This is a genomic window from Streptomyces sp. NPDC057743, assembly GCF_042798755.1.
Classification (GTDB): Bacteria; Actinomycetota; Actinomycetes; order Streptomycetales; family Streptomycetaceae; genus Streptomyces.
Map to the genome: position 1 here is coordinate 20,606 of NZ_JBHVJX010000019.1, position 23,019 is coordinate 43,624.

8 protein-coding genes are annotated in these 23,019 nt (G+C 72.8%); 5 read left to right on the plus strand and 3 right to left on the minus strand.

Annotated elements, in window-relative coordinates; genetic code table 11:
• Positions 1-8: 8 nt before the first annotated feature.
• Complete coding sequence (locus ACFVFQ_RS22255; RefSeq protein ID WP_383418696.1) at positions 9-12,392, minus strand: type I polyketide synthase; 12,384 nt, start codon at positions 12,390-12,392, stop codon at positions 9-11.
• 469 nt (positions 12,393-12,861) lie between these two features.
• Here ACFVFQ_RS22255 and ACFVFQ_RS22260 point away from each other — a divergent pair, with 469 nt between their 5' ends.
• The 5 genes from ACFVFQ_RS22260 (at position 12,862) to ACFVFQ_RS22280 (ending at position 20,661) form a co-directional block, all read left to right on the plus strand.
• Positions 12,862-13,518, plus strand: coding sequence for a response regulator (locus ACFVFQ_RS22260; RefSeq protein ID WP_383418698.1), 657 nt, complete (start codon positions 12,862-12,864; stop codon positions 13,516-13,518).
• Positions 13,519-13,848: 330 nt separating this feature from the next.
• Complete coding sequence (locus ACFVFQ_RS22265) at positions 13,849-16,689, plus strand: AAA family ATPase (protein WP_383418700.1); 2,841 nt, start codon at positions 13,849-13,851, stop codon at positions 16,687-16,689.
• Between the two features lie 253 nt (positions 16,690-16,942).
• Entirely contained in the window at positions 16,943-18,316 is a 1,374-nt protein-coding gene (locus tag ACFVFQ_RS22270) for a glycosyltransferase (RefSeq protein ID WP_383418702.1), read from the plus strand.
• Positions 18,317-18,347: 31 nt separating this feature from the next.
• Complete coding sequence (locus ACFVFQ_RS22275) at positions 18,348-19,556, plus strand: glycosyltransferase (RefSeq protein ID WP_383418704.1); 1,209 nt, start codon at positions 18,348-18,350, stop codon at positions 19,554-19,556.
• Positions 19,557-19,602: 46 nt separating this feature from the next.
• Positions 19,603-20,661 carry a DegT/DnrJ/EryC1/StrS family aminotransferase gene (locus ACFVFQ_RS22280; protein WP_383418706.1) on the plus strand — a complete coding sequence of 353 codons (1,059 nt, stop codon included), beginning with the start codon at positions 19,603-19,605 and terminating at the stop codon, positions 20,659-20,661.
• Between the two features lie 185 nt (positions 20,662-20,846).
• On the opposite strand, the gene ACFVFQ_RS22285 is transcribed toward ACFVFQ_RS22280, so the two are convergent.
• Both ACFVFQ_RS22285 and ACFVFQ_RS22290 read right to left on the minus strand, forming a co-directional pair.
• The gene (locus tag ACFVFQ_RS22285; protein WP_383418708.1) at positions 20,847-22,097 is read right to left on the minus strand and encodes a macrolide family glycosyltransferase; all 1,251 of its coding nucleotides are present in this window, start codon (positions 22,095-22,097) and stop codon (positions 20,847-20,849) included.
• A gap of 89 nt (positions 22,098-22,186) precedes the next feature.
• Positions 22,187-22,933 (minus strand): VC0807 family protein, encoded by a 747-nt coding sequence (locus ACFVFQ_RS22290; protein ID WP_383418710.1) that lies wholly within the window; start codon positions 22,931-22,933, stop codon positions 22,187-22,189.
• Between the last annotated feature and the right edge of the window lie 86 nt (positions 22,934-23,019).

Genomic DNA, 23,019 nt, shown 5'->3' on the forward strand with positions numbered 1-23,019 from the left:
GATCGGGGTCAGGACCCGAGCTCGGTGTCAATGAACGCAAAGATCTCTTCGTCGGTGGCGGCGTCGAGCCGGTCGGTGACGTCGTCCGGGTCGTCGTCCGGGCCCGTTGCGGCGATGTCCTGCCACTTGGCCAGCATCGCTTCCAGCCTGGCGACGATCCGCTGACGTCCGTCGTCGGCGTCTTCCATGGCGGCCAACGCGGCCTCCAGGCGGTCGAGTTCGCCGTCGACCGACGTCGCTGCGGTGCCTGGTGCGGCGGCCGGTTCGGTGACCAGTTCGCATTGGAGCAGCTTGGCGATCGCGAAGGGGGTCGGGTAGTCGAAGACCAGGGTGGAGGGGAGGCGCAGGGCGGTCGCGGCGTTGAGCCGGTTGCGCAGTTCCACGGCCATCAGGGAGTCGAAGCCCAGGTCCTTCAGGGGGCGGTTGGGCTGCACGGCGTCCGGCGTGGCGTAGCCGACGACGGTGGCGACGTGTCCGCAGATCAGGTCCAGCAGCAGCCGGTCGATTTCCTCGGCCGGCAGTCCGGCCAGGCGCTCGGCCAACGAGGTGCCGGTGGTGCCTGGGGCGCCGGCCGGGCCGCCGGTGCCTGGCGTGCCGCGGCCGCGCGAGACGGCGGGGCGGACCAGGCCGCGGGCGAGGGCGCCGAGCACCTCGGGCACGGAACCGTCGGTGGCGTGGGCGCGCAGCGCGTTGAGGTCCAGGCGGACCGGTAGGGCGAGCGCTCCGGTGGTGCTCCGGGTCAGGGCGGCGTCGAGGAAGGCGAGGGCGCCCTCGGTGCTGATCGGCAGGGCGCCGCGACGCGCCATCCGCTGACCGTCGGTGTCGGCGAGGTGCCCGGTCATGCCGCTGGCCTCGGCCCACAGTCCCCAGGCCAGCGAGGTGCCGGGCAGGCCCCGGGCCCTGCGGTGTTGGGCCAGCGCGTCCAGGAAGGCGTTGCCGGCCGCGTAACTGGCCTGGCCCGCATTGCCGAACACCCCGGCCGCGGACGAGAACAGCACGAACGCCGTCAGGTCGTGGTGTTGGGTCAGCTCGTGCAGGTTGAGTGCCGCATCGGCCTTGGGGCGGAGCACCGTCTCCAGTCGCTCGGGGGTGAGCGCCTCGATGACGCCGTCGTCCAGCACGCCCGCGGCGTGCAGGACGGCCCGCAGCGGCCGGTTCTCGGGGACCCCGGCCAACGCCTCGGCCAGGGCGTCCCGGTCCGCGGCGTCACAGGCCCGGATCTCGGCGCACGCCCCCAACTCGGCGAGTTCCGCGGCCAGTTCCTGGGCGCCCGGGGCCGCCGGGCCCCGACGGCTGGTCAGCAGCAGGTGCCGCACGCCGTGCTGCACCACCAGGTGCCTGGCTATCAGCCGGCCGAGGGTGCCTGTGCCGCCGGTGATGAGGACGGTGCCGTCCGGCGCGAACGGGCTGAGGGGCGCCTCGGCAGCGGCAACGGCTGTGGTCTGCGCGGGTACGGCTACGGGCTGCGCCGGTGTCGCGTCCCGTGCCAACCGCGGTACGAGCGGTATGCCGTCGCGCACCGCGACCTGCGGCTCGCCCGCCGCCACGACCGCCAGGGCCGCGGGCAGCGACTCGCTGAAGGCCGCCGGGACGTCCAACTCGTCGGGCTCGTCCAGGTCCACGAGCGCGAACCGCCCGGGGTGTTCCGAACGGGCGGACCGCAACAGGCCCCAGGCACCGGCCTGGGCCAGTCCGTCGACCCGGTCCCCCGCGGTGGCACCCACGGCGCCCCGCGTCACCACGACCAGCTGGGACGCGGCGGACCATGCGCCGGCAAGCCAGGCCCGCACCAGTTCCCACACGGCGTGCACATGGGCCCGCGGGGTCGCGTCGGTGGCACAGACATCCGCCAGTTCGACGACCACGGCGTCCGGGACCGGTGCCCCCGCGTCCACGGCGGCACCGAGCGCCACCAGGTCCGCGTGACAACCGCCGGGGCCCTGGAGCTTGCCCAGCCCCACCCAGTTGGGTATCCCAGTCCCGTCCCCGCGCTGGGTCGCCACGGGCACCCACTCGACCGCCAGCAGGCCGTCCCCCGCGCCCGCCTCCCCTATCTGACCTGCGGACACCGCCTTGGACACCAACGCATCGACGGTGGCCAGCGGCGCCCCCGTGGCATCGGCCAGCGTGAGCGTCACGGCCTCGGGGGACTCGGCGGGCGCGATGCGCACCCGCATCGTCGCGGCACCCGCGGCATGGAGGCTGACACCGCTCCACGAGAACGGCATCCGCACCTGCCCGGGAGCGGGCTGCTCCGCGAAGGACGCCAGGCGCAGGCTCTGCAACGCCGAGTCGAGCAGCGCCGGATGCAGGCCGAACTCCCCCGCCAACGAGCGCACTTCCTCCGGCAGTTGGACCTCGACAAACAACTCCTGGTCGCGCTCCCAGGCGGCCCGGACCCCACGGAAGGCCGGCCCGTATTCGTACCCCATCCCGAGCAGGCGCTCGTAGAACCCGTCGGTCTCGACGGCCCGCGCGCCCGACGGTGGCCAGATGTCCAGGCCGGTCGGCGACGGAGCGGCCGACGCCGCCGCGAGGACACCCGTCGCATGTCGGGTCCAGACGCCGCCGGTCTCCGCCTCGCGCCGCGAGTGAATCGCCAACGCCCGCCTACCGCCCTCGTCGGGCGCCTGCACGCTGACCTGCACCTGCACCCCACCGGACTCGGTGAGCCGCAGCGGCTTCTCCAGGATCAGCTCCTCCACCGAACCGTGCCCGACCTGTTCACCGGCGCTGACCGCCAACTCCAGGAAGGCCGCCCCAGGCAGCACGACGGTCCCCATGACGGCGTGATCGGCCAGCCACGGGTGCGTGGAGAGCGCCAACCGGCCCGTCAGCACCACCTGTTCGGAGTCCGCCAACGTCACCGCCGCACCCAACAACGGGTGTCCCGCCGAACCCAACCCCAGACCCTGCGCATCGCCAGACACCCGCACCACGGACTTGGGCCAGTAACGCTGACGCTGGAAGGCGTAGGTGGGCAGATCGACCCGCTGGGGGTGGTGCGGGGCCAGGACCTTCTCCCAGGCAACGGGCAGACCGTACAGATGCGCCTGGCCGAGGGAGGTGAGGAGTTGGGCCGTGTCGCCGTGGTCGCGACGCAGGGTGCCGAAGGCGGCACCGATCGCGCTCACCGCGTCGAGAGTCTGCTCGACGCCAACGGTCAGCACGGGGTGCGCAGATGCCTCGATGAAGACCGTGTGGCCAGCGGAAACCGCAGCCCGGATCGCTTCCTCGAAACGGACGGTCTGGCGCAGGTTGCGGTACCAGTAACCGGCGTCGAGGCCGGCGGTGTCGGTCGCCTCGCCGGTGAGTGTGGAGAAGAAGCCCACGGGCGACGAAGCCGGGACGATCGGGGCGAGGTCGGAGAGGATGCGGTCGCGAATGGCCTCGACGTGCGGGGAGTGCGAGGCGTAATCCACCGGGATGCGGCGGACGCGGATGTCCTTCGCTTCCCAGGCTGCCTGCACGGCATCCAAAGCCGCCGCGTCGCCCGAAACCACCGTCACGGACGGGCCGTTGACCGCCGCGACGCCCAGGCCCTCGTAGCCGGCCAGGACCGACTCCACCTCGGTGACGGGCAGCGGAACGGACAGCATGCCGCCGGCACCCGACAGCGCGGTGATCGCCTGCGAGCGCAACGCCACCACCCGCGCGCCGTCTTCCACCGACAGCGCACCGGCGACAACAGCAGCCGCGATCTCACCCTGACTGTGACCGATCACGGCCGCCGGCTCCACACCAGCCGCCTGCCACGTCGCCGCCAGACACACCATCACCGCCCACAGCAACGGCTGGACCACATCAACGCGTTCCAGTACGGCCGGGTCGGTCGAGCGCGCCACCTCCGTCAACGACCAGTCCACAAACGGCGCCAACGCCCGCTCACACTCGGCCCAACGCGACGCGAACGCCTCGGAAGAGTCGAGGAGTTCGGCGGCCATGCCAACCCACTGCGAGCCCTGGCCCGGGAACACCAACACCGCACCCGAACCAACATCCAAGCCGGCCCCCGTCACCACACCCGCAGCAGGATCACCGGCCGCCACCGACCGCACACCCGCCAGCAACGCCTCCCGATCCGCACCAACCACCACCGCCCGGTGCTCCAACACCGCACGCGACGACGCCAACGAAAACGCCACATCAGCCGGCACCAACTCCGGCCGATCGGAGACGAATTCACCCAACCGATCCGCCTGCGCCCGCAACCCCGCCTCGGACCTGCCCGACAGCACCCACGCCACCGGACCCGCCCCGTCCGACGGCCGCGGCTCGCCCTCCGCAACATCCAACTCCGGCGCCTGCTCCAGGATCACATGGGCGTTGGTGCCACTGATGCCGAAGGACGACACGCCCGCGCGGCGCACCTGGCCGGAGTCCGGCCAGGACTGGTTCTCCGTGGCCAACTCCACCGCGCCCGTTGACCAGTCCACGTGTGGTGAGGGCGCGTCGACGTGCAGGGTCTTCGGTACGAGGCCGTGGCGCATGGCCTCGACCATCTTGATCACGCCGGCCACGCCCGCGGCCGCCTGCGTGTGGCCGATGTTGGACTTCACCGAGCCCAGCAGCAGCGGACGGTCCGCGGCCCGGTCCTGGCCGTAGGTCGCCAGCAGTGCCTGGGCCTCGATGGGGTCGCCCAGCTTGGTGCCGGTGCCGTGCGCCTCGACCACGTCCACGTCGGCGGCCGAGAGGCGGGCGTTCGTCAACGCCTGGCGGATCACCCGCTGTTGGGACGGACCGTTCGGCGCGGTCAGGCCGTTCGACGCGCCGTCCTGGTTGACGGCCGAACCGCGCATCACCGCCAGCACCCGGTGCCCGTTGCGGCGCGCGTCCGACAGGCGCTCCACCAGGAGCATGCCGACGCCCTCGGCGAAGCCGGTACCGTCGGCGCCGTCGGCGAAGGCGCGGCAGCGGCCGTCGCCGGAGAGGGCGCCCTGGCGGGACAGTTCCACAAAGCGGCGCGGGGTCGCCATGATGGTCGCGCCGCCGGTGAGCGCCAGCGTGCACTCGCCGGCGCGCAGTGCCTGGGCCGCCGAGTGCAGGGCGACCAGGGACGCCGAGCAGGCCGTGTCGACCGAGACCGCGGCGCCCTCCAGTCCGAGGGTGTAGGCGACGCGGCCGGACATCACGCTGAAGGCGGTGCCGGTGCCGCGGAAGCTCTCCAGGTCGTCGCCGGCGTCGAGGAGCAGTTCGGCGTAGTCGTGGGTGTTGATGCCCACGTACACGCCGGTGCGGCTGCCGCGCAGGGACGTGGGGTCGATGCCGGCGCGTTCGATGGCCTCCCAGGAGGTCTCCAGCAGCAGCCGCTGCTGGGGGTCCATCGCGGTGGCCTCGCGGGGGGAGATGCCGAAGAACGCGGGGTCGAAGTCGGCGGCGTCGTGCAGGAATCCGCCGGTGCGGACGGAGGACTTGCCGGGGGCGTTGGGGTCCGGGTCGTAGAGGGCGTCGGCGTCCCAGCCGCGGTCGGTGGGGAAGTCGTCGATGGCGTCCCGGCCCTCGGTGAGGAACGTCCAGAACTCCTCGGTGGTCCGGATGCCGCCGGGGAAGCGGCAGGCCATGCCGATGATGGCCACCGGTTCGTCGGCGGCGGGGGTGCCGTCGGTGGTGGGGGCGGCGGCGTCCGGTGTTTGGGTGCCGGGGAAGAGCGTGGCGGCGAGGTGTTCGGCGAGGGCGCGCGGGGTGGGGTAGTCGAAGACCGCGGTGGCCGGCAGGCGGATTCCGGTGGCCGCGCCGAGGGCGTTGGCCAGCTCGACGGCGGTCAGGGAGTCGCAACCCAGGTCCTTGAAGGGCCGGTTGGCGGACACCGCGTCGCGGTCGGCGTGGCCGAGGACCGAGGCGGCGTGGGTGCGGACGGTCTCGGTGAGGGCGTGCCGCCGTTCCGCGGCGGGCAGGCCGGCCAGGCGGTTGGCCGGGGAGTCGGCGTCCGGGGTGGTCTGGGTGGTGCCTGTGGTGTTCCGGGCCGCCTCGGGCAGGGCGCTCAGCAGGGGGCTGGGGCGGGCGGCGGTGAACGCGGCGGTGAAGCGCTCCCACTGGATGTCGGCGATGGTCAGCAGGGTCTCGTCGTCGTCCAGCGCCTGGAACAGGGCGTCGAGGGCGAGTTGGGGCGCCATGGCGCCCAGTCCGCGCAGCCGCAGCCGGTCCTGGGCGGCGCCGCGGGCGGCCATGCCGTGGGCGCCCCAGGGGCCCCAGGCAATTGAGGTGGCCGGGAGTCCGTGGGCGCGGCGGTGTTGGGCGAGGGCGTCGAGACCGGCGTTGGCGGCGGCGTAGTTGGCCTGGCCGGCGCTGCCGAGGGTGCCGGTGTCGGAGGAGAAGAGGACGAAGGCGTCGAGGTCGAGGTGGCGGGTGAGGTCGTGGAGGTGGTGGGCGGCGGCGGTCTTCGCGTCGAGGACCGCCGCGAAGCGCTCGGGGGTCAGGGTCTGGAGGGTGCCGTCGGCGAGCGTGCCGGCGGCGTGGACGACGGTGCGCAGCGGGCGGTCCGCGGGCACGGTGTCGAGCAGCGCGGCCAGGGCGGTGCGGTCCGCGGCGTCGCAGGCGACGACGGTGACGTCCGCGCCGAGCGCGGTCAGTTCGGCCCGGAGTTCGGGGGCGCCGGGGGCGTTGGGGCCGCGGCGGCTGGTGAGGAGGAGGTGGGCGGCGCCCTCCCGGGCCAGCCGGCGGGCGACGTCGGCGCCCAGCGCTCCGGTGCCGCCGGTGATGAGGGTGGTGCCGGACAGGTCCCGGCGGGCGGGGTGGGGCTGGGTTGCGGCGTCCCGGGGGGTGCGTACCAGGCGGCGGGCGAGGAGGCCCATGTCCCGGATGGCGACCTGGTCTTCGCCGGTGTGTCCGGAGAGGACGGTGCACAGTCGCTCGGCCGCGCGCGCGTCCAGTACGGGCGGGAGGTCGATGGTGCCGCCCCATTGCCGCGGGTGTTCCAGCGCCGCGACGGTGCCCAGTCCCCAGGCCAGTGCCTGGGCGGGGGCGTCGAGGCGGTCGGCGGAGGTGGCGTGCACGGCGCCTTGGGTGAGGGACCACAGGGGCGCGTCGATGTCCAGGTCGGTGAGGGCCTGGAGCAGGGCGGTGAGGCCGGCGGTGCCCAACGGCAGGGACGGGTGGTCGGGGTGTGGCCGGAGGTCGGTGGCGAGGGTGGTCACCACCGCCGTCGGCTCGTCGGCGCCGTCGAGGGCGGCGGTGAGGAGGCGGACGAACTCGGCGCGGTCGCGGGCGCCGTCGACGGGCATCCGGACGACGCGGGCGCCGGCGGCGGTGAGGGCGTCGGCGACGGCGTCGGCGGGCCCGTCGGTGGACGGCTGGACCAGCAGCCAAGTCCCGTTGAGAGGGGCGCTGTTGGCGCCGGTGAGGGGCGCCCACCGGATGCGGTAGCGCCACCGGTCGAGGGTGGCTCGGGTGTCCTGGGCCTGGCGCCAGGCGGTGAGCGCGGCGCGGGCGGCCGACAGCGAGGTGGCGTCGTCCAGGCCGAGGGCGGCGCGGAGGGTGTCCCAGTCCTCGCCGGTCACCGCGTCCCAGAAGTGGTGGTCGGCGGGGTCGGCGGGGGCCGTTGCGGGCGACGGGGTCGGGGCGTCGAGCCAGTAGCGCTGGCGTTGGAAGGCGTAGGTGGGCAGTGTGACCGTGCGGGCGCCGGGGAACAGCGGGGCCCAGGTGAGGTCCGTGCCGTGGGTGTGGAGCCGTGCCAGGGCGGTGAGCAGGGCGAGTTCGGGGTCGCGGTCGGCGCGTTGGGCGGCGGTGCACAGCGCGGCCGGGTCGCTGCCGGCGAGGGTGGTGTCGGCCAGGGCGGTGAGCACGCTGTCCGGGCCGACCTCGATGAAGCGGGTGACGCCCTGTGCGGCGGCGGTGCGGACCGCGTCGGCGAACCGCACGGCCTCGCGGACCTGGCGCACCCAGTACGCGGGCGAGCACAGCTCCCGCTCGCCGGCCGGCTCGCCGGTCAGCGTCGAGATCACCGGAATCCGTGGGGCGTGGTACGTCAACTGCTCGGCTACGTCGGCGAATTGGTCGAGCATGCCGGCCATGCGGTGGGAGTGGAAGGCGTGCGAGACGTGCAGCCGATTGGTCTTGCGGCCGTGTGCCTGGGCCCATTCCCGTATGGTCTCGACGGCGTCGGCGTCGCCGGAGACCACCACCGACTCCGGGCCGTTGACCGCGGCCAACGACACCGCTGCGCCGAGCAGTTCGGCGATCTCGTCCTCGCGTGCCTGGACGGCGAGCATCGCGCCGCCCTGGGGCAGCGCCTGCATCAGCCGGCCGCGGGCGGCGACCAGCGTGCAGGCGTCCTCCAGCGACAGCACCCCGGCCACGTGCGCGGCCGCCAACTCGCCGATCGAATGGCCGATCAGCGCGTCCGGGGCGACCCCGTACGACTCCAGCAGGCGGAACAGGGCAACCTCGACGGCGAAGAGGCCGGCCTGGGCGTGCACGGTCTGGTTCAGCAGGTCCTGATCGGCGCCCCACAGCACAGGGCGCAGCGGTGCGCCCAGGGCCCGTTCGAGGAGGTCGCAGGCCCGGTCGAAGGCGTCGGCGAAGACCGGGAAGCGGGCGTGCAGGGCGCGTCCCATGTGCAGGCGTTGGGCGCCCTGGCCGGTGAAGAGCACGCCGAGTCGACCGCGGCCGGCGGGGGCCGACGGCGCGCGGACCACGCCCGCGGCGGGTTCGTCGCGGGCGAGCGCGGCCAGGCCGGCCAGGAGGGCGTCCCGGTCGGCGCCGACGACGGCCGCCCGGTGGCCGAGTTGGGCGCGGGTGGTGGCCAGGGACAACCCGACGTCTGCGGGGTCGAGTTGGGGGTGCGCGGCGAGGTGTTCGTGGAGCCGTCGGGCCTGGTCCCGCAGCCCCGCCGGGGTGGCGGCGGACACCAGCCAGGGCAGGGTGGCGGGGGCAGTAGCCACCGGGGCCGCAGGGGACGAGGAGCCGTCAGCCGCAGGCCGGTCCTCCTCCGGCGCCTGCTCCAGCACGACATGCGCATTGGTGCCGCTCACCCCGAACGAGGAGATCGCGGCGCGTCGGCTGCGCCCGGTCTCGGGCCAGGGCCGGGCCTCGGCCAGCAGTTCGACGGCGCCGGCCGCCCAGTCGACGTGCGAGGTCGGCCGGTCGAGGTGCAGGGTGCCCGGCAGCAGGCCGTGGTGCATGGCCAGCACCATTTTGATCACGCCGGCGACGCCGGCGGCGGCCTGGGTGTGGCCGAGGTTGGACTTCAACGAGCCCAGCCACAGCGGGCGTTCGGCCGGCCGGTCCTGGCCGTAGGTGGCCAGCAGTGCCTGGGCCTCGATCGGGTCGCCGAGGCGGGTGCCGGTGCCGTGTGCCTCGACGGTGTCGACGTCGGCGGTGGTCAGCCGGGCGTTGGCCAACGCGGCTCGGATCACGCGCTGTTGGGCGGGGCCGTTGGGGGCGGTGAGGCCGTTGGAGGCGCCGTCCTGGTTGATCGCCGAGCCGCGGACGACGGCCAGGACCGGGTGTCCGCGGCGGCGCGCGTCGGCCAGTCGCTCCACCAGCAGGACGCCGGCGCCCTCGCTCCAGCCGGTGCCGTCGGCGGCCTCGGCGAACGACTTGCAGCGGCCGTCGGCGGCCAGCCCGCGCTGGCGGGAGAAGATGACGAACTTCGCGGGGGTGGCCATCACCGTGACGCCGCCGACCAGTGCCATCGAGCAGTCGCCGGCGCGCAGTGACTGGGCGGCCAGATGGAGCGCGACCAGGGAGGAGGAGCAGGCGGTGTCGACGGTCACCGCGGGGCCTTCGAGGCCGAAGGTGTAGGCGAGGCGGCCGGAGACCACGCTCGCGGCGCTGCCGGTGCCGCGGTAGCCCTCCAGGTCGTCGGGGGCGCCGAGCAGCAGGGTGCCGTAGTCCTGGCCGTTGGTGCCGGCGAAGACGCCGGTGCGGCTGCCGCGCAGGGAGGTCGGGTCGATGCCGGCGCGTTCGAGGGCTTCCCAGCTCAGCTCCAGCAGCAGGCGCTGCTGGGGGTCCATGGCGAGGGCCTCGCGGGGGGAGATGCCGAAGAGGCCGGGGTCGAACTCGGCGGCGTCGTGCAGGAATCCGCCGTGCCGGGTGTGGGAGGTGCCGGGGCGCTCGGGGTCGGGGTGGAACAGCCGGGTGGTGTCCCAGCCGCGGTCCTCGGGGAAGCCGGTGATGGCGTCGCCGCCGGTGCGGACCAGTTCCCACAGGTCTTCGGGGGTGTGGATGCCGCCGGGCAGTCGGCAGCTCATCGCGACGATGGCGAGGGGTTCGTCCGGGTCGCCGGCGGTGTCGTCGGTCGGGTCGTGGTCGGCCTGCGGGTCGGTGACGCCGAGGAGTTGGCGGTGGAGATGGTGGGCGAGGGCGCGCGGGGTGGGGTGGTCGAAGAGCAGGGTGCTGGGCAGGGGGGTGCCGGTGGCGGCGGTGAGCGCGTCGCGGATCTCCACGGCGGTCAGCGAGCCGACGCCGAGGTCGGTGAACGGGCCGTCGTCGGCGATCTGCCCGGCCGGCACGGTGTCGAGGGCGCGGGCCACTTCGGTGCGGACGAGGTCGAGGAGGGCCCGGTGTTGTTCGGGTGCGGTGAGGGGGGCTAGGTGCCGGGCGTCGGTGCGGGGCGCGGTGGTGGGGGGCGTGGCGTCGTGTGGCCGGCGGCAGCGGGCCAGGGCGGCGTCGAGGGTGGTCGCCTCGTCGCGGTCGCGGCGCAGGGCGGGGACGACGGTGGCCGGGGCGTCGTCGGGGAGGCAGTCGCGGACGAGGGGGGTGAGCGTGGCGTCCGGGCCGAGTTCGAGGAAGGTGCGGGCGCCGGCGGCGTGCAGGGTGCGGATGCCGTCGAGGAAGCGGACGGGGCGGCGGACGTGGTGGACCCAGTAGTCGGGGGTGGTGAGGTCCTCGGGGCGGGCGAGGTCGCCGGTGACGTTGGAGACGACGGGGATGCCGGGCGGGTGGAAGGTGAGGGCCTCGGCGACGCGGCGGAAGTCCGCCAGCATCGGGTCCATGTGCGGGGAGTGGAAGGCGTGGCTGACCCGCAGTCGGCTGGTCTTGCGGCCGGCCCGGGACCAGTGTGCGGCGAGGTCCTGGACGGGTTGCGCGTCGCCGGAGAGGACCACGGAGGAGGGGCCGTTGACGGCGGCGATGTCGACGGTGCCGTCCGCGCCGTCGACGGCGGCGAGTTGGGCGCGGACCTCGTCCTCGGTGGCCTGGACGGCGACCATCGCGCCGCCCTCGGGCAGGGCCTGCATGAGCCGGCCGCGGGCCGACACCAGGGCGCAGGCGTCCGGGAGCGAGAGCACGCCGGCGACGTGCGCGGCGGCCAACTCGCCGATGGAGTGGCCGATCAGGTGGTCGGGGCGCAGTCCGCGGCTCTCGACGAGCCGGTAGAGGGCGACTTCGAGGGCGAAGAGGGCGGCCTGGGTGTGGTCGGTGCGGTGCAGCAGCGGGTGGGCGCGGTCGGCATGGCCGGCGTTGTCGGCGTGGCCGGCGTTGTCGGCGTGGCCGGCGTTGTCGGCGTGGCCGGCGTTGTCGGCGTGGCCGGCGAAGAGCAGGGTGGCGAGCGGGGTTTCGAGGCCGGGGTCGAGGTGGCTGCACGCCTCGTCGAACGCCTCCCGGAACGCCGGCTGGGTGCGGTGGAGTTGGCGCCCCATGGCGTGGCGTTGGCTGCCCTGGCCGGAGAAGAGGAACGCGGTGCCGTGGGGGGTGGTGGGCCGGGCCGCCCCGGAGCGCGGGAGGGGGGCGTCGGGTTCGTGGGACCGGTGGGGCTGCACTGCGACCGTGACCTCGTTCTCGCCGTCCTGGGTGCCGCGGCCGCCGTCTCGGGCCGCGGGGGGCCTGCCGTGCCCGCCGCGCTCCAGCCGTCGGACGGCCTCGGCGAGCGCCGCCACTTCGGGCACGGGCGTGCCGTCCGTCGGGGACGCCTCGGCGTGGTGGGTGTCCGTGGGCTCGGGGAGCGCGCCGTCCTGCAGGACGCACAGGATGGGGTCGCCGTCGGCGCGGGCGCGGGCCTCGGTCTTGAGGACGAGGACGGCGCAGGTGTCCGCGTCGGTGCGGCCCCGAGTGCCGAATTCGCCTGGTCCGTCCGGATGTTGGGGTGGCCAGATTCCGCCGATGACGGCGCGCGTTGCGGTACCGGTGAGGAGCGTGGTGCAGGCGTGGCGTATGGCGCGGTCGAGGGCGGGGCCCCCGTCCTCCGCGGCTGGGCGTGGGGCGGGATTCCCGAGGAGCGGCGCCAGGAGGTGGCCCTGGCGGGGGGCGTCGCCGCAGAGGAACACCGCGGCGCCGTCGGCGACCTGGTGCACGAGGGGACCGAGCGCCTCCCTGGTCAGCGCGACCAGTGCGGGTTCGCCCGGCTCGCCGGCCTCCTTGACGGTACCGGCATCCGGTTCTTTCGCCGCTGGAAATCGGTGGGCCAACCCGACGACGGCCACACCGTTGCCCGGCACGTCATGCCTGTCAGACATCCAAAGCCCCCGTTACCCCCGTGTGTTCACGCACTCACCGAACGGCAACGAATGCCGGCGTGCGCACGAATCGCCCGTGGCCGGCTCCGGCGACTTACTCGCCGGGCGACCGGACGCCTACACCGCGCCTTTTCCTCGCAATGTGACGCGGAAATTCCGACATCTTGAATCGACGACGAACGGAATCCGGCCGATTCATATCTTCGTTCGGAGGCTACGCTGCGGCCGCGCCGGGCTACCACCCCTAGCGACCCCTAACAGGCGTCTTCGCGGTGCCCCCTAAGGGCCGCTACCGAGTCAGTGGGGAAGAAGGTTCAGACCTCCCACCTCCGGCGTGCCGGCGCGGAAAGACGCGTGGGGCGCTCCCAGTTGTGAACAGCCCTTCACATCCCCGGACGGCCGTGGGCCAGTGGGTAGACTGCGAGTCGCCGATGCGCCCGTCGTAGTGAGTTCTGCCCTTGGAGCCGCAATGCGAGTCGTCCTCGCGGAGGACCTCTTCCTACTGAGAGACGGGATCAGCAACCTCCTCAGTTCCCACGGGTTCGAGATCATCGCCTCGGTCGGCAGCGGCCCGGAGTTGGAGGAGGCGCTGCGGCAGCACGTCCCCGACATCGTCGTGGTCGATGTGCGGCTGCCGCCGTCCCACACCGACGAGGGGCTGCGCATCGCGCTGTCCGCCCGGCGGGAGAACCGCGGCCTGCCGGTGCTGGTGCTCTCCCAGCACGTGGAGCAGCTCTACGCCCGGGAGTTGCTCTCGGACTCGGCCGGCGGGGTCGGCTATCTGCTCAAGGACCGGGTGCTGAACGAGTCTCAGTTCATCGAGGCGGTCCACCGGGTCGCCGCGGGCGGCACCGCCCTGGACCCGGAAGTCATCAGCAAGTTGCTGACCAGCAACGCCGGCACCACGTCGCTCGCGGCGCTGACCGCCCGGGAGATCGAGGTCCTCCAGCTCATGGCCGAGGGGAGGTCCAACGCGGCCATCGCGGCCCGGCTTTACGTCAGCGAGGGCGCGGTCAGCAAGCACACCACGAGGGTCTTCAACAAGCTGGGCCTGGCCGCCTCCGACGACGACAACCGCCGGGTGCTGGCGGTGCTGGCGTACCTCAATCGCACCCCGGGGACGTGACCGGGATCTCATGGGCATCCGCGACATGTGACCCGTGTCTCAATTGCCCGCGATGCGGCGTCTCTTGACCAAGACCCGGTCGCAAACCCCGAGCTCCGATGGCAAGATTTCGACGGGAATCGCGCGCATAGCAGCGGACCCGGAGCGGATGCCGGCGCCCGGATACCAGATCGGCCGCCAAATTGCCGAACCCAACCGCCGGGCATATGCGATAGATTTACCACTCACGGAATTGGCCAGCTCCTTGACGTCGCCTCAGAAAACCCCTCGTTAACAAGTATTGACTGAAACTTTGCGGCGACGGATGGGAGTTTGGAAGGGGGACAGTGCATGCTATTCGCCGAACGCGACTTCGAGATGGCTCTACTGAGAAACCTGTACTCCAAGTCGGAACAGGGCAAAGCTCAGACGGTCCTGGTCGAAGCGCCCGTCGCCTGCGGCAAGACCGCATTGCTCCACAGGTTCGCCGAGCAGGCCGAGGAAACCGGCGCCGTCGTTCTCACCGCGACCGGATCCCGCGCCGAACAGACCCATCCGTTCGGCCTCATCAGCCAAGTGCTCCACCACCAGGAACTCCAACCGGCGCTCGGCGGGGACGCCCACGCGCTGCTCGCCCAGGCCCCGGCCCCCGCCGAGGGACCTGATCCGGTCACCATGCAGCAGACCACTGCGCAGCTCGCCCGGACCCTGTGCAGCGCCCTGTTGGAACTCACCACCCAGCGGCACGTGGTGCTCTCCATCGATGACATCCAGCATGCCGACGAGTCGTCGTTACAGATCCTGCTGTTCCTGCTGCGCCGTCTGCGGAGCGAACGGCTGCTGGTGCTCCTCAGCGAGTGCCAGGTCTCGCCCCCGGCCCACCCCACCTTCCGTGCCGAGCTGCTCCGCCAGCCCAACTCCCACCGCATCCAGCTCCTTCCGCTCACCGTCGCCGGGATCACCGAGGTGCTCGCCGAACACGTCGACGAGGTCACCGCGGCCCGACTGGCCCCCGCCTACAGCGAGGTGAGCGGCGGGAACCCGCTGCTGCTGAGCGGGTTGATCGAGGACGCGATGGTCCAACAGCCGGGCGGCGGACGGACGTTGTCGGCGCGGCCGATCGCCAAGGAGTCCTTCCAACAGGCCGTGTTCGCCTGTCTGTACCGCTGGGACGAGAGCACCATCGAGGTCGCCCGCGGCCTGGCCCTGCTCGGCGACCACGCCAGCCCCTCCCTCATCGGGCAGGTGACCGGCATGAAGAGCGCACAGGTCGAGCAGATCATGGGCGTGCTGACCCACTCCCGCTTCCAACGGGACGGTCAACTGCGGCACCCGGCCGTCAACGCCGCCGTGCTCAACACCCTCCCGCTCGACGACAGCGGCCGGATGCACCTGCACGCCGCGCGGCTGCTGCACGACTGCGGCGCCGATCCGCTCAGCATCGCCGAGCACCTGATCGCCGCGGGGAACGCCCCGGATGCCTGGGCCGTTCCGGTCCTCCAGGACGCCTGTGCGCAGGCCCTGGCCGAGGAGCGGGTGGACCTCGCCGTGGAGTGCCTGGAACTGGCCCGGTGCAGTTGCGACGACGACCCGCAACAGGCCGCGCTGATCACGCTGTCGCTGGCGCGGCTGAAGTGGCGCCGCGACCCGTCCGCCGCCGCCTGCCACCTCACCCCGCTCAAGGAGGCCCTGGTGGCGGGGCTCCTCCAGGACCGGGACGCGATCACGGTGGCCCGGTACCTGCTCTGGCACAGCCGGGTGGAGAACGCCCAAGAGCTGTTGGCGCGGCTGGAGTCCGTGGTCGACACCTCCGATCCCTCGACCGCGGCCGACCTGGGCAGCCTGGAGGACCTCCAGCACTGGCTCCGGCTGGACCGCGCCCCGACGGACCGCGACGGGGCCCAGACGCCGGCCGCCATCAGCCTCTTCATCGCGCAACCGGCGGAGCTGACCACGTCGTCGGTGCTGGCGTCGGCGCTCCGCGACGGTCCGGACGGGGCGGCGGTGCACTGGGCCGAGTCCGTGCTGAGCAGCATCTCGTTGGGCGACACCACCATCGGCACGGTGCAGTTCGGGCTGTCGCTGCTGCTGCACGCCGGCCGCCTGGACCGGGCCGCCACGGCCTGCCGGGGCTTCCTGGCGGAGGCCCGGGCGAGCCGGGCCAACACCTGGCAGGCGCTGCTCACCGCGATCCACGCCGAAATCGCCCTGCGCCAAGGGGATCTGCCCGCCGCGGAGGAGCGGGCGGTCCAGGCGCTGGGGCTGATCTCCGCGCACGGCTGGGGGGTGGCCATCGGCTATCCGCTGGCGGTGCAGTTGCTGGCGCAGACCGCCATGAGCAAGCACGAGGACGCCTCCCGGGTGGTCCGCCGGGCCGTGCCGAAGGCGATGTTCCAGGGTCTGTACGGGCTGAAGTACCTGCACGCGCGGGGCCATCACTACCTGGCCACCAACCGGCTCCAGGCCGCCCTCTCCGACTTCCGGCGGTGCGGCGACCTGGCCCGGGACTGGACGCTGGACCTGCCCGCGCTCGTACCGTGGCGCAGCGATCTGGCGCAGGTACAGCTCGGCATGGACCGGCCCGAGGCCGCCCACGGGATGGTCGTCGAGCAGTTGTCGCTGCCGGGCGCCGACTCGCCCCGGACGCGGGGGATTTCGCTGCGGGTGCTGGCGGCGACGGAGTGCCTGAAGCAGCGCCCCGGGCTGCTGCGCGAGGCCATCGGGCTGCTCCAGGAGTCCGGCGACCGCTGCGAGCTGGTGCTGACCCGGGCGCAGCTGAGCCGCGCCCACCACGAGCTCGGGGAGTTCAACCGGGCGCGGATGATGGGGCAGTTGGCGATGCAGGTCGCCGAGGACTGCGGCATGGAGACGCTGTGCCGGCAGGTGCTCTACCCGTCCGACGGCGCCCACCGCCCGGCCGGCTCGCCCACCGACGCCGTGGACACCCTCAGCGACGCGGAGCGGCGGGTCGCCGCGCTGGCCGCGACCGAGCACACCAACCGGGAGATCGCGCGCAAGCTCTACATCACGACGAGCACCGTCGAGCAGCATCTGACGCGGGTGTACCGCAAGCTCAACGTGAAGCGCCGGTCGGACCTCCCGCTGCGCCTCAAGGACGGTGAACCGTTAGTGACCGACAACGCTGTCGGGCGCAGCAAGGGCGCGCTGCCGCCCGAGTCGGTCGCCTCGTAAGGGGACGTTGCGTGGGCGGGAGCCGCTGCCGCAGGAGGTGGCGGCTCCCGCCCCGTTCCCGGTGATGACTGGGGTGCGATAGGGGTTGCTCCCGGTGGTCCGGCGCGTCTTGTATGGGGCCGGCTCGGCCCGCTCCCCCGTATCTCACGTGCGGCCGCCGCACTCCGCCACCACAGACCCGGCGGCGGGCGACAGGGGCGAAGCTCCACCGGCCGGTACCGGTACTCAAGAGGAACGACTGGGGGAACCCTCGATGTCAGATCTGCACGGTGGGCCGCTGCTGTTTGTCAGCAGCTCGGAGTCCGGCCGGATCAATCCGCTGCTGGCCATCGCCGCCGAGCTCGGCCGGCGCGGCGGCGTCGAGTCGGTCTTCGCCACGACCGAGGACTGTCGCGGCGACATCGAGGCGCTGCCCGGCACGCCCCCCGTGCGGTTCGCGTCCCTGGGCGAGCCCAACCCGGCACACCTGCCGAAGACTTGGGACAACGAGACGTTCGAGGCGTTCACCGTCGCCTCCCGCGCCCAGGCGGTCTCCGCGTATCTGGAGCGGGTCACCGACGCCGACTTCCTCCAGACCGTCTACGACCGGCTGCTGACCGTCGTGGACGAGGTGCGGCCCGCGCTGATCATCGCCGACCAGGACGTGCCCTACGCCTTCGACGCGGCGCAGGCCCGGGACATCCCGTACGTGATGACCGTGCCGATCCCGATGGGCGCGGTCTACGGCCACCGGGTGCCCGAGGAGTACCCGAAGACCTTCACCGGCCTGCCGCTGAAGATGACCCCCGAACAGCTCGCGGCCAACGAGGAGTTCACCCGCGAGGTCGGCGAGTGGGCCGCGAACTCGGCCGGCATCAGGAAGTTCGTGGAGCAGCGGGTGGCCGCCGGCTTCGCCAACCCGGCCTGCGTCTCGTCCCAGTACGCGGACGGCGCCCGGGCGGTGCTGGGGCTCACCGTCTTCGGCGTCGACTACGAGTTCCCCGACCTGCCGGAGAACCTCACCATGGTCGGCGCGCTGGTCCCGCCGGTGCCGGCGGAGACCGAGCGGACCGCGCTGAGCGACTGGCTCGACGCGCACGAGTCGATCGTCTACATCGGCTTCGGCACCATCATGCGCCCCTCCGCCGGACAGATCGGCGCACTGGTCGAGGCCATCCGCCAACTGCCCCCCGAGCACCATGTGTTGTGGCGCCTCCCGGAGTCCCAGCAGCACCTGCTGCCGCCGCGCGAGGAGCTGCCGGCCAACCTGCGCATCGAGTCGTGGCTGCCGTCCCAGACCGAGGTGCTGGCCCATCCGCACGTGCGGGTGTTCTTCAACCACGGCGGCGGCAACGCGGTCAGCGAGGGCTGCTACTTCGGCAAGCCGCTGCTGGTGATGCCGTTCTGGATGGACTGCTACGACTGGGCGGCGCGCGTCGTGGACGCCGGCTTCGGCCTGACCGTCACGTACGCGGCCGAGCCCGACGCGGCGTGGATCGCCCGGCAGTTGACCGCGCTGCTGGAGCAGGAGAGCTTCACCGAGCGGGCGCGGTACTGGAGCGCGCGCCAGCGGGAGGCGGGCGGCCTCACCCGGGCCGCGGACCTCGTCCTCGCGCACGCCGCCGCCGAGCCGTCCCCCCGGGCCTGACCCGTACCGCTGGAACAGGAGCCTGATCCCCGTGCGCGTCCTCGCCACCGTCAACGCCTCGCCCTCGCACGCCCGCAAGTTCGTCCCGCTGGTCCGGGCCCTGACCGACGCCGGACACGAGGTGCACTTCATCACCTCCGCACCCGTCGTGAAGGAGCTGGCCCGGGAGAAGGTCGGAATCTCCACCCTGATGCCCAACGCCTACGACGGGCTGAAGGCGATGCTCCAGGGCATGGCCGCGGCCGAGGCCGCCGGGGTGGAGACCAGTACCGACGCCACCGACCACACCGAGGGCTTCAACGCGCTGTTCGCCTTCGACTTCTGGCGGGAGCTGCTGCCGCCGGTGACCGAGGCGGCCCGGGAGTTCAAGCCGGACCTGCTGCTGCGCGACGACTTCGACCTGCTGGGCTATCTGGCGGCCGAGCAGTTGGGCGTTCCGCACGTCACGATGTCGGGCGGCTCGACGATCCTGCTGGACCCGGCGCGGCTGGCCGACCCGCTCGACGCGCACGGCGCCGCGCTGGGCGTCACGGGCTCGGGCCGGGGCCTGTACGGCTTCGGGCGGGTGGACTACGTCCCGGCCGAGCTGTCCTTCACCGCCCACCCGTGGCCGGTCGAACTGCGCTACAGGCAGCCGGTGTTGGCCCGGCACGGCGAGTCGCTGCCGCCCTGGATCGCCGAACTGCCCGCGGACAAGCCGCTGGTGTACGCCGCGCTGGGCACCTCCCTGCCGATGCAGGCCGAACTCCAGCAGCAGGGGGTGACCCTGCCGTCGTCGATCCGGCCGGAGCACGAGGCGCGGCTCATCGTGGAGGCGCTGTCCGAGGTGGACTGCGTGGCGCTGGTGGCCAGCGGGGGGATCGGCGCGGATCTGCCGCGGGCCCCGCATGTGCACCTCGTGGACTCGGTGCCGCAGCCGCTGGTGCTGGAGGTCGCCGACCTGTTCCTCAACCACGGTGGCTACAACGGCATCCGGGAGGCGCTGCGGTCCGGGGTGCCGATGGTGGTGTGCCCACAGGGCGCGGACCAGCCGCACAACGCGCGGCGGATCGCCGAGCTGGGGCTGGGACTTCAGGCGGCCGACGCGACGGCGGAGGCGGTGGCGCGGGCGTGCGGGGCGGTCCTCGGCGACGGTGCGTTCGCCCACCGGGCCGCGGAGGCGAAGCGGAAGGTACTGGCCATGCCGGGCGTGGAGACCGCCCCCGCGCAGCTGGAGCGGATCGCATCCGACCACGCGTGACCGGCACCCGAATCAGGCAAGGTCGACGTGGAGGAGCGAAAAGTTCATGGGTTACGAGTACCCGGTGTCCCAGCCATGGCTCGAAGGGCGTGAGCTGGAGTATGTGACGGAGGCGGTCGGCAGCGGCTGGATCTCCTCCCAGGGGCCGGCGGTCAAACGGTTCGAGGAGGCGTTCGCGGGCTACAACGACGTGGCGCACGGCGTCGCGTGTTCCTCGGGGACGACGGCGCTGACGCTGGCGCTGCGGGCGCTGGGCGTGGGGCCGGGCGACGAGGTCATCGTGCCGGAGTTCACGATGATCGCCACGGCCTGGGCGGTCGAATACGTCGGCGGCACGCCGGTGTTCGTCGACTGCGGCGACGACCTCACCATCGATGCCGCCCGCATCGAGGAGAAGATCACCCCGCGCACCAAGGTCATCATGCCGGTGCACGTCTACGGGCGCCGCTGCGACATGGACGCGATCATGGACATCGCGTTCCAGTACGGCCTGCGGGTGGTGGAGGACTCCGCCGAGGCGCACGGGGTGCGGCCGGTGGCCGACATCGCGTGCTTCTCGCTCTTCGCCAACAAGATCATCACGTCCGGTGAGGGCGGCATCTGCCTGACCGACGACCCGTGGCTGGCGGGCCAGATGGCCCATCTGCGCGGGATGGCCTTCTCCTCGGAACACAACTTCCTGCACAAGAAGTTGGCCTACAACTTCCGCATGACCAACATGCAGGCCGCGGTCGCGCTGGCGCAGGTGGAACGGCTCGACGAGATCCTCGCCCGCCGCCGCGACATCGAGAAGCGGTACGACGAGGGCCTGCGGGACATCCCCGGGATCACACTGATGCCGCCGCGCGAGGTGCTGTGGATGTACGACCTGCGCGCCGAACGCCGGGAGGAGCTGCGCCGCTTCCTCGCCGAGGCGGGCATCGAGACCCGGCTGTTCTTCAAGCCGATGAGCCAGCAACCCGGCTACCTCGATCCGATCTGGCCGACCCTCAACGCCCACCGCTTCGCGGAGGACGGCCTGTACCTGCCGACCTACACCCAGCTCACGGCGGCCGACCAGGAGCGCATCGTGGGCGCGGTCCGCGAGTTCTACGGCGCCGGCTGAGTCGGCTGAGTCGGGGCGGACGCCGAAACGGCGGGCGGGCCACGGGAGTTGATTCCCGTGGCCCGCCCGCCTTTTGTCCTCCGACGCACGGTGTAACGCAACTGCCGCACGACACAAAGGTCCGGCGTGCGTGCGGAGAACTGGTCTCCGCACGCACGCCGGTGGGCAACGCCGGGCCGCGGGGGTCAGCCGGCGGCGTCGGCCCTGGGGGTGGTGGTCTGTTGGGGCCCGCCGGCCCCGCCGAGGACGCCCTCGATCGCGTCGGCGGCCCGCGGGGCGCCGCCGGCGTCCCGCGCATGGCCGGCGAACTCCCGCACCCGCCGGGCGATGTCGGGATCGCCGAGGACCTGCGCCACGGCGTCCCGGATCCGCTCCCCCGACAGCTCCTCGTGCGGCACCTTCACGCCGAGGCCGGTCTCCACCAACCGGTCGGCGACCGCGGCCTGTTCGGGCATCATCGGCACCGCGACCTGAGCCGCCCCGAAGTACATCGCCTCCGTGGTGCCGCCCATGCCGCCGTGGCTGACGAAGGCGGCGGCGTGCCGCAGCACGGCGGTCTGCGGCAGCCAGGCGTGCGCCTCGACGTGCGACGGTAGCGGGCCGAGCTCCTCGGGCGGCAGGTGATGCCCGGTGGAGAGCACGACGTGCCAGGGCGCGTCGGCGAACGCGGTGACGCAGTCCCGCAGGAACTGCTCGCCGCCGTCGTAGCGGTGGGACCCCAGAGAGAGCACGACGATCGGGCGGTCGGTGGCGGGTGGGGTCCAACTCCGGTCGTCGGCGCGGGAGCCGAGGCAGGGGCCCACGAACACCGGGTCGCCGTCCTCGAACCGCTCGGCGGCGTACTGGAAGGGCTTGGGGAGCACGGCCAGGGAGAGCGCCTCGGACTTGGCGTGGAAGCGGTCCACCGTCATGTCGAGCCCGTGGACGGCGAGGAACTCGGCCAGCATGTCGACGATCATCCGCGAGACGCCCGTCTCGGCCAGCATCTTGCTGGTCTCGGGCAGCTTCTCGTAGAGGTTGAACCTGGCGTTGGCGGCGAAGGTGGGGAACACCTGGACCGCGGGGCAGCCGGCCTTGAGGGCGATCAGCCGGCCGACGGCGAGCACGGTGGTGTCGTAGAGCACCAGGTCGGGGGCGTCCGCGGCGAAGCGGGCCGCCGCGACGTCGGCGGCGTCGACGGTCTGCCGGAACTGTGCCGCCGACAGCTCCGCCGCGTTCTCGGCGGTGACGGCGGCGGCCCCGCCGGCGAAGACCGGCCGCGACGCCGGGTGGATCAGCGCCGTGGCGCCGGTGGCCTCGACCCGCTCGGCGAACTCCTCGGTCGTCGGCCAGGTCACCCGGTGCCCCCGGTCCACCAGTTCCTCGACGATCCCGAGGAGCGGGGTGACGTGGCCGCCTGCGGCGTAGCTGAAGACGGCGATGTGGGCGCGCGGCATGGGGGCTCCTGTGGGGGGCGGGGCGCGCCCGGGGTGCCGGCCGGGCGCGCGTCGGTGTGCGGGGAACGGGATGGCCCTAGGGACGGGCCCTAGAGGCGTTCCACCGTGGTGCCGTTGAGCCGCAGCCCGCGGCGGCGCATGTAGAGCCGGCCGTAGCGCTTGCTGACGAGTTGGAACAGCACGATGCTCACCACGAACATCACGGTGGTGACGGTGGGCACCGCGTCGATGTCGAGCCGATAGGCCAGGAACATCCGGATGATGCCGTCGAGGAAGAAGCCGACGCCCCAAATGACGTTGGTGACCCGCATGATGTGGCGGATCTCCGCGTAGTCCTGCCAGAGCGCCTCCCACTTCGCGGTCGACTCGGCCGACGTCTGGAGGCTGATCAGGCCCTGGAAGATCGCCGGGCGCTTGTGGGTGGTGAGCAGCAGCGCGATGCCGAGCACGACGGTGAGCACACCGCTCTTGGCGAGGATCCAGCGGGGGCTGCCGGTGATCAGGGAGGTGAGGCCGCCGATGATCAGCAGGCTCAGGGTGAACAGGGAGACCGGGTCGGCCTTGCGCTCCTTGATGATCGTGTAGAGCGCCTTCAGGAACGGCGGCACACAGCCGATGAGCAGCGCGTTCAGCGGGGAGACGCCGTACTCGCGCAGCCCGTAGTACAGCCCGAGCGGCAGGATCAGGCTGATGAACAGGGACTTGAGCAGACCGCGGCGGGCGGCGGCGATCTGCTTCTTCTCCTCCTCGGTGAACCGCGCGTTCCCCTGGGACGCGGAACCGTACGGCTCCTGATACGGCGCGGCACCGTAGTGCGGCTGCTGGCCCTGGCTCATCTCAATGCTCTCCCGTGTTCGCTTCCCGAACGGCGCCCGGACGCGAGTCCCGACGGTCGTTTTCGACGATAGGGCCGGAGCCGGAC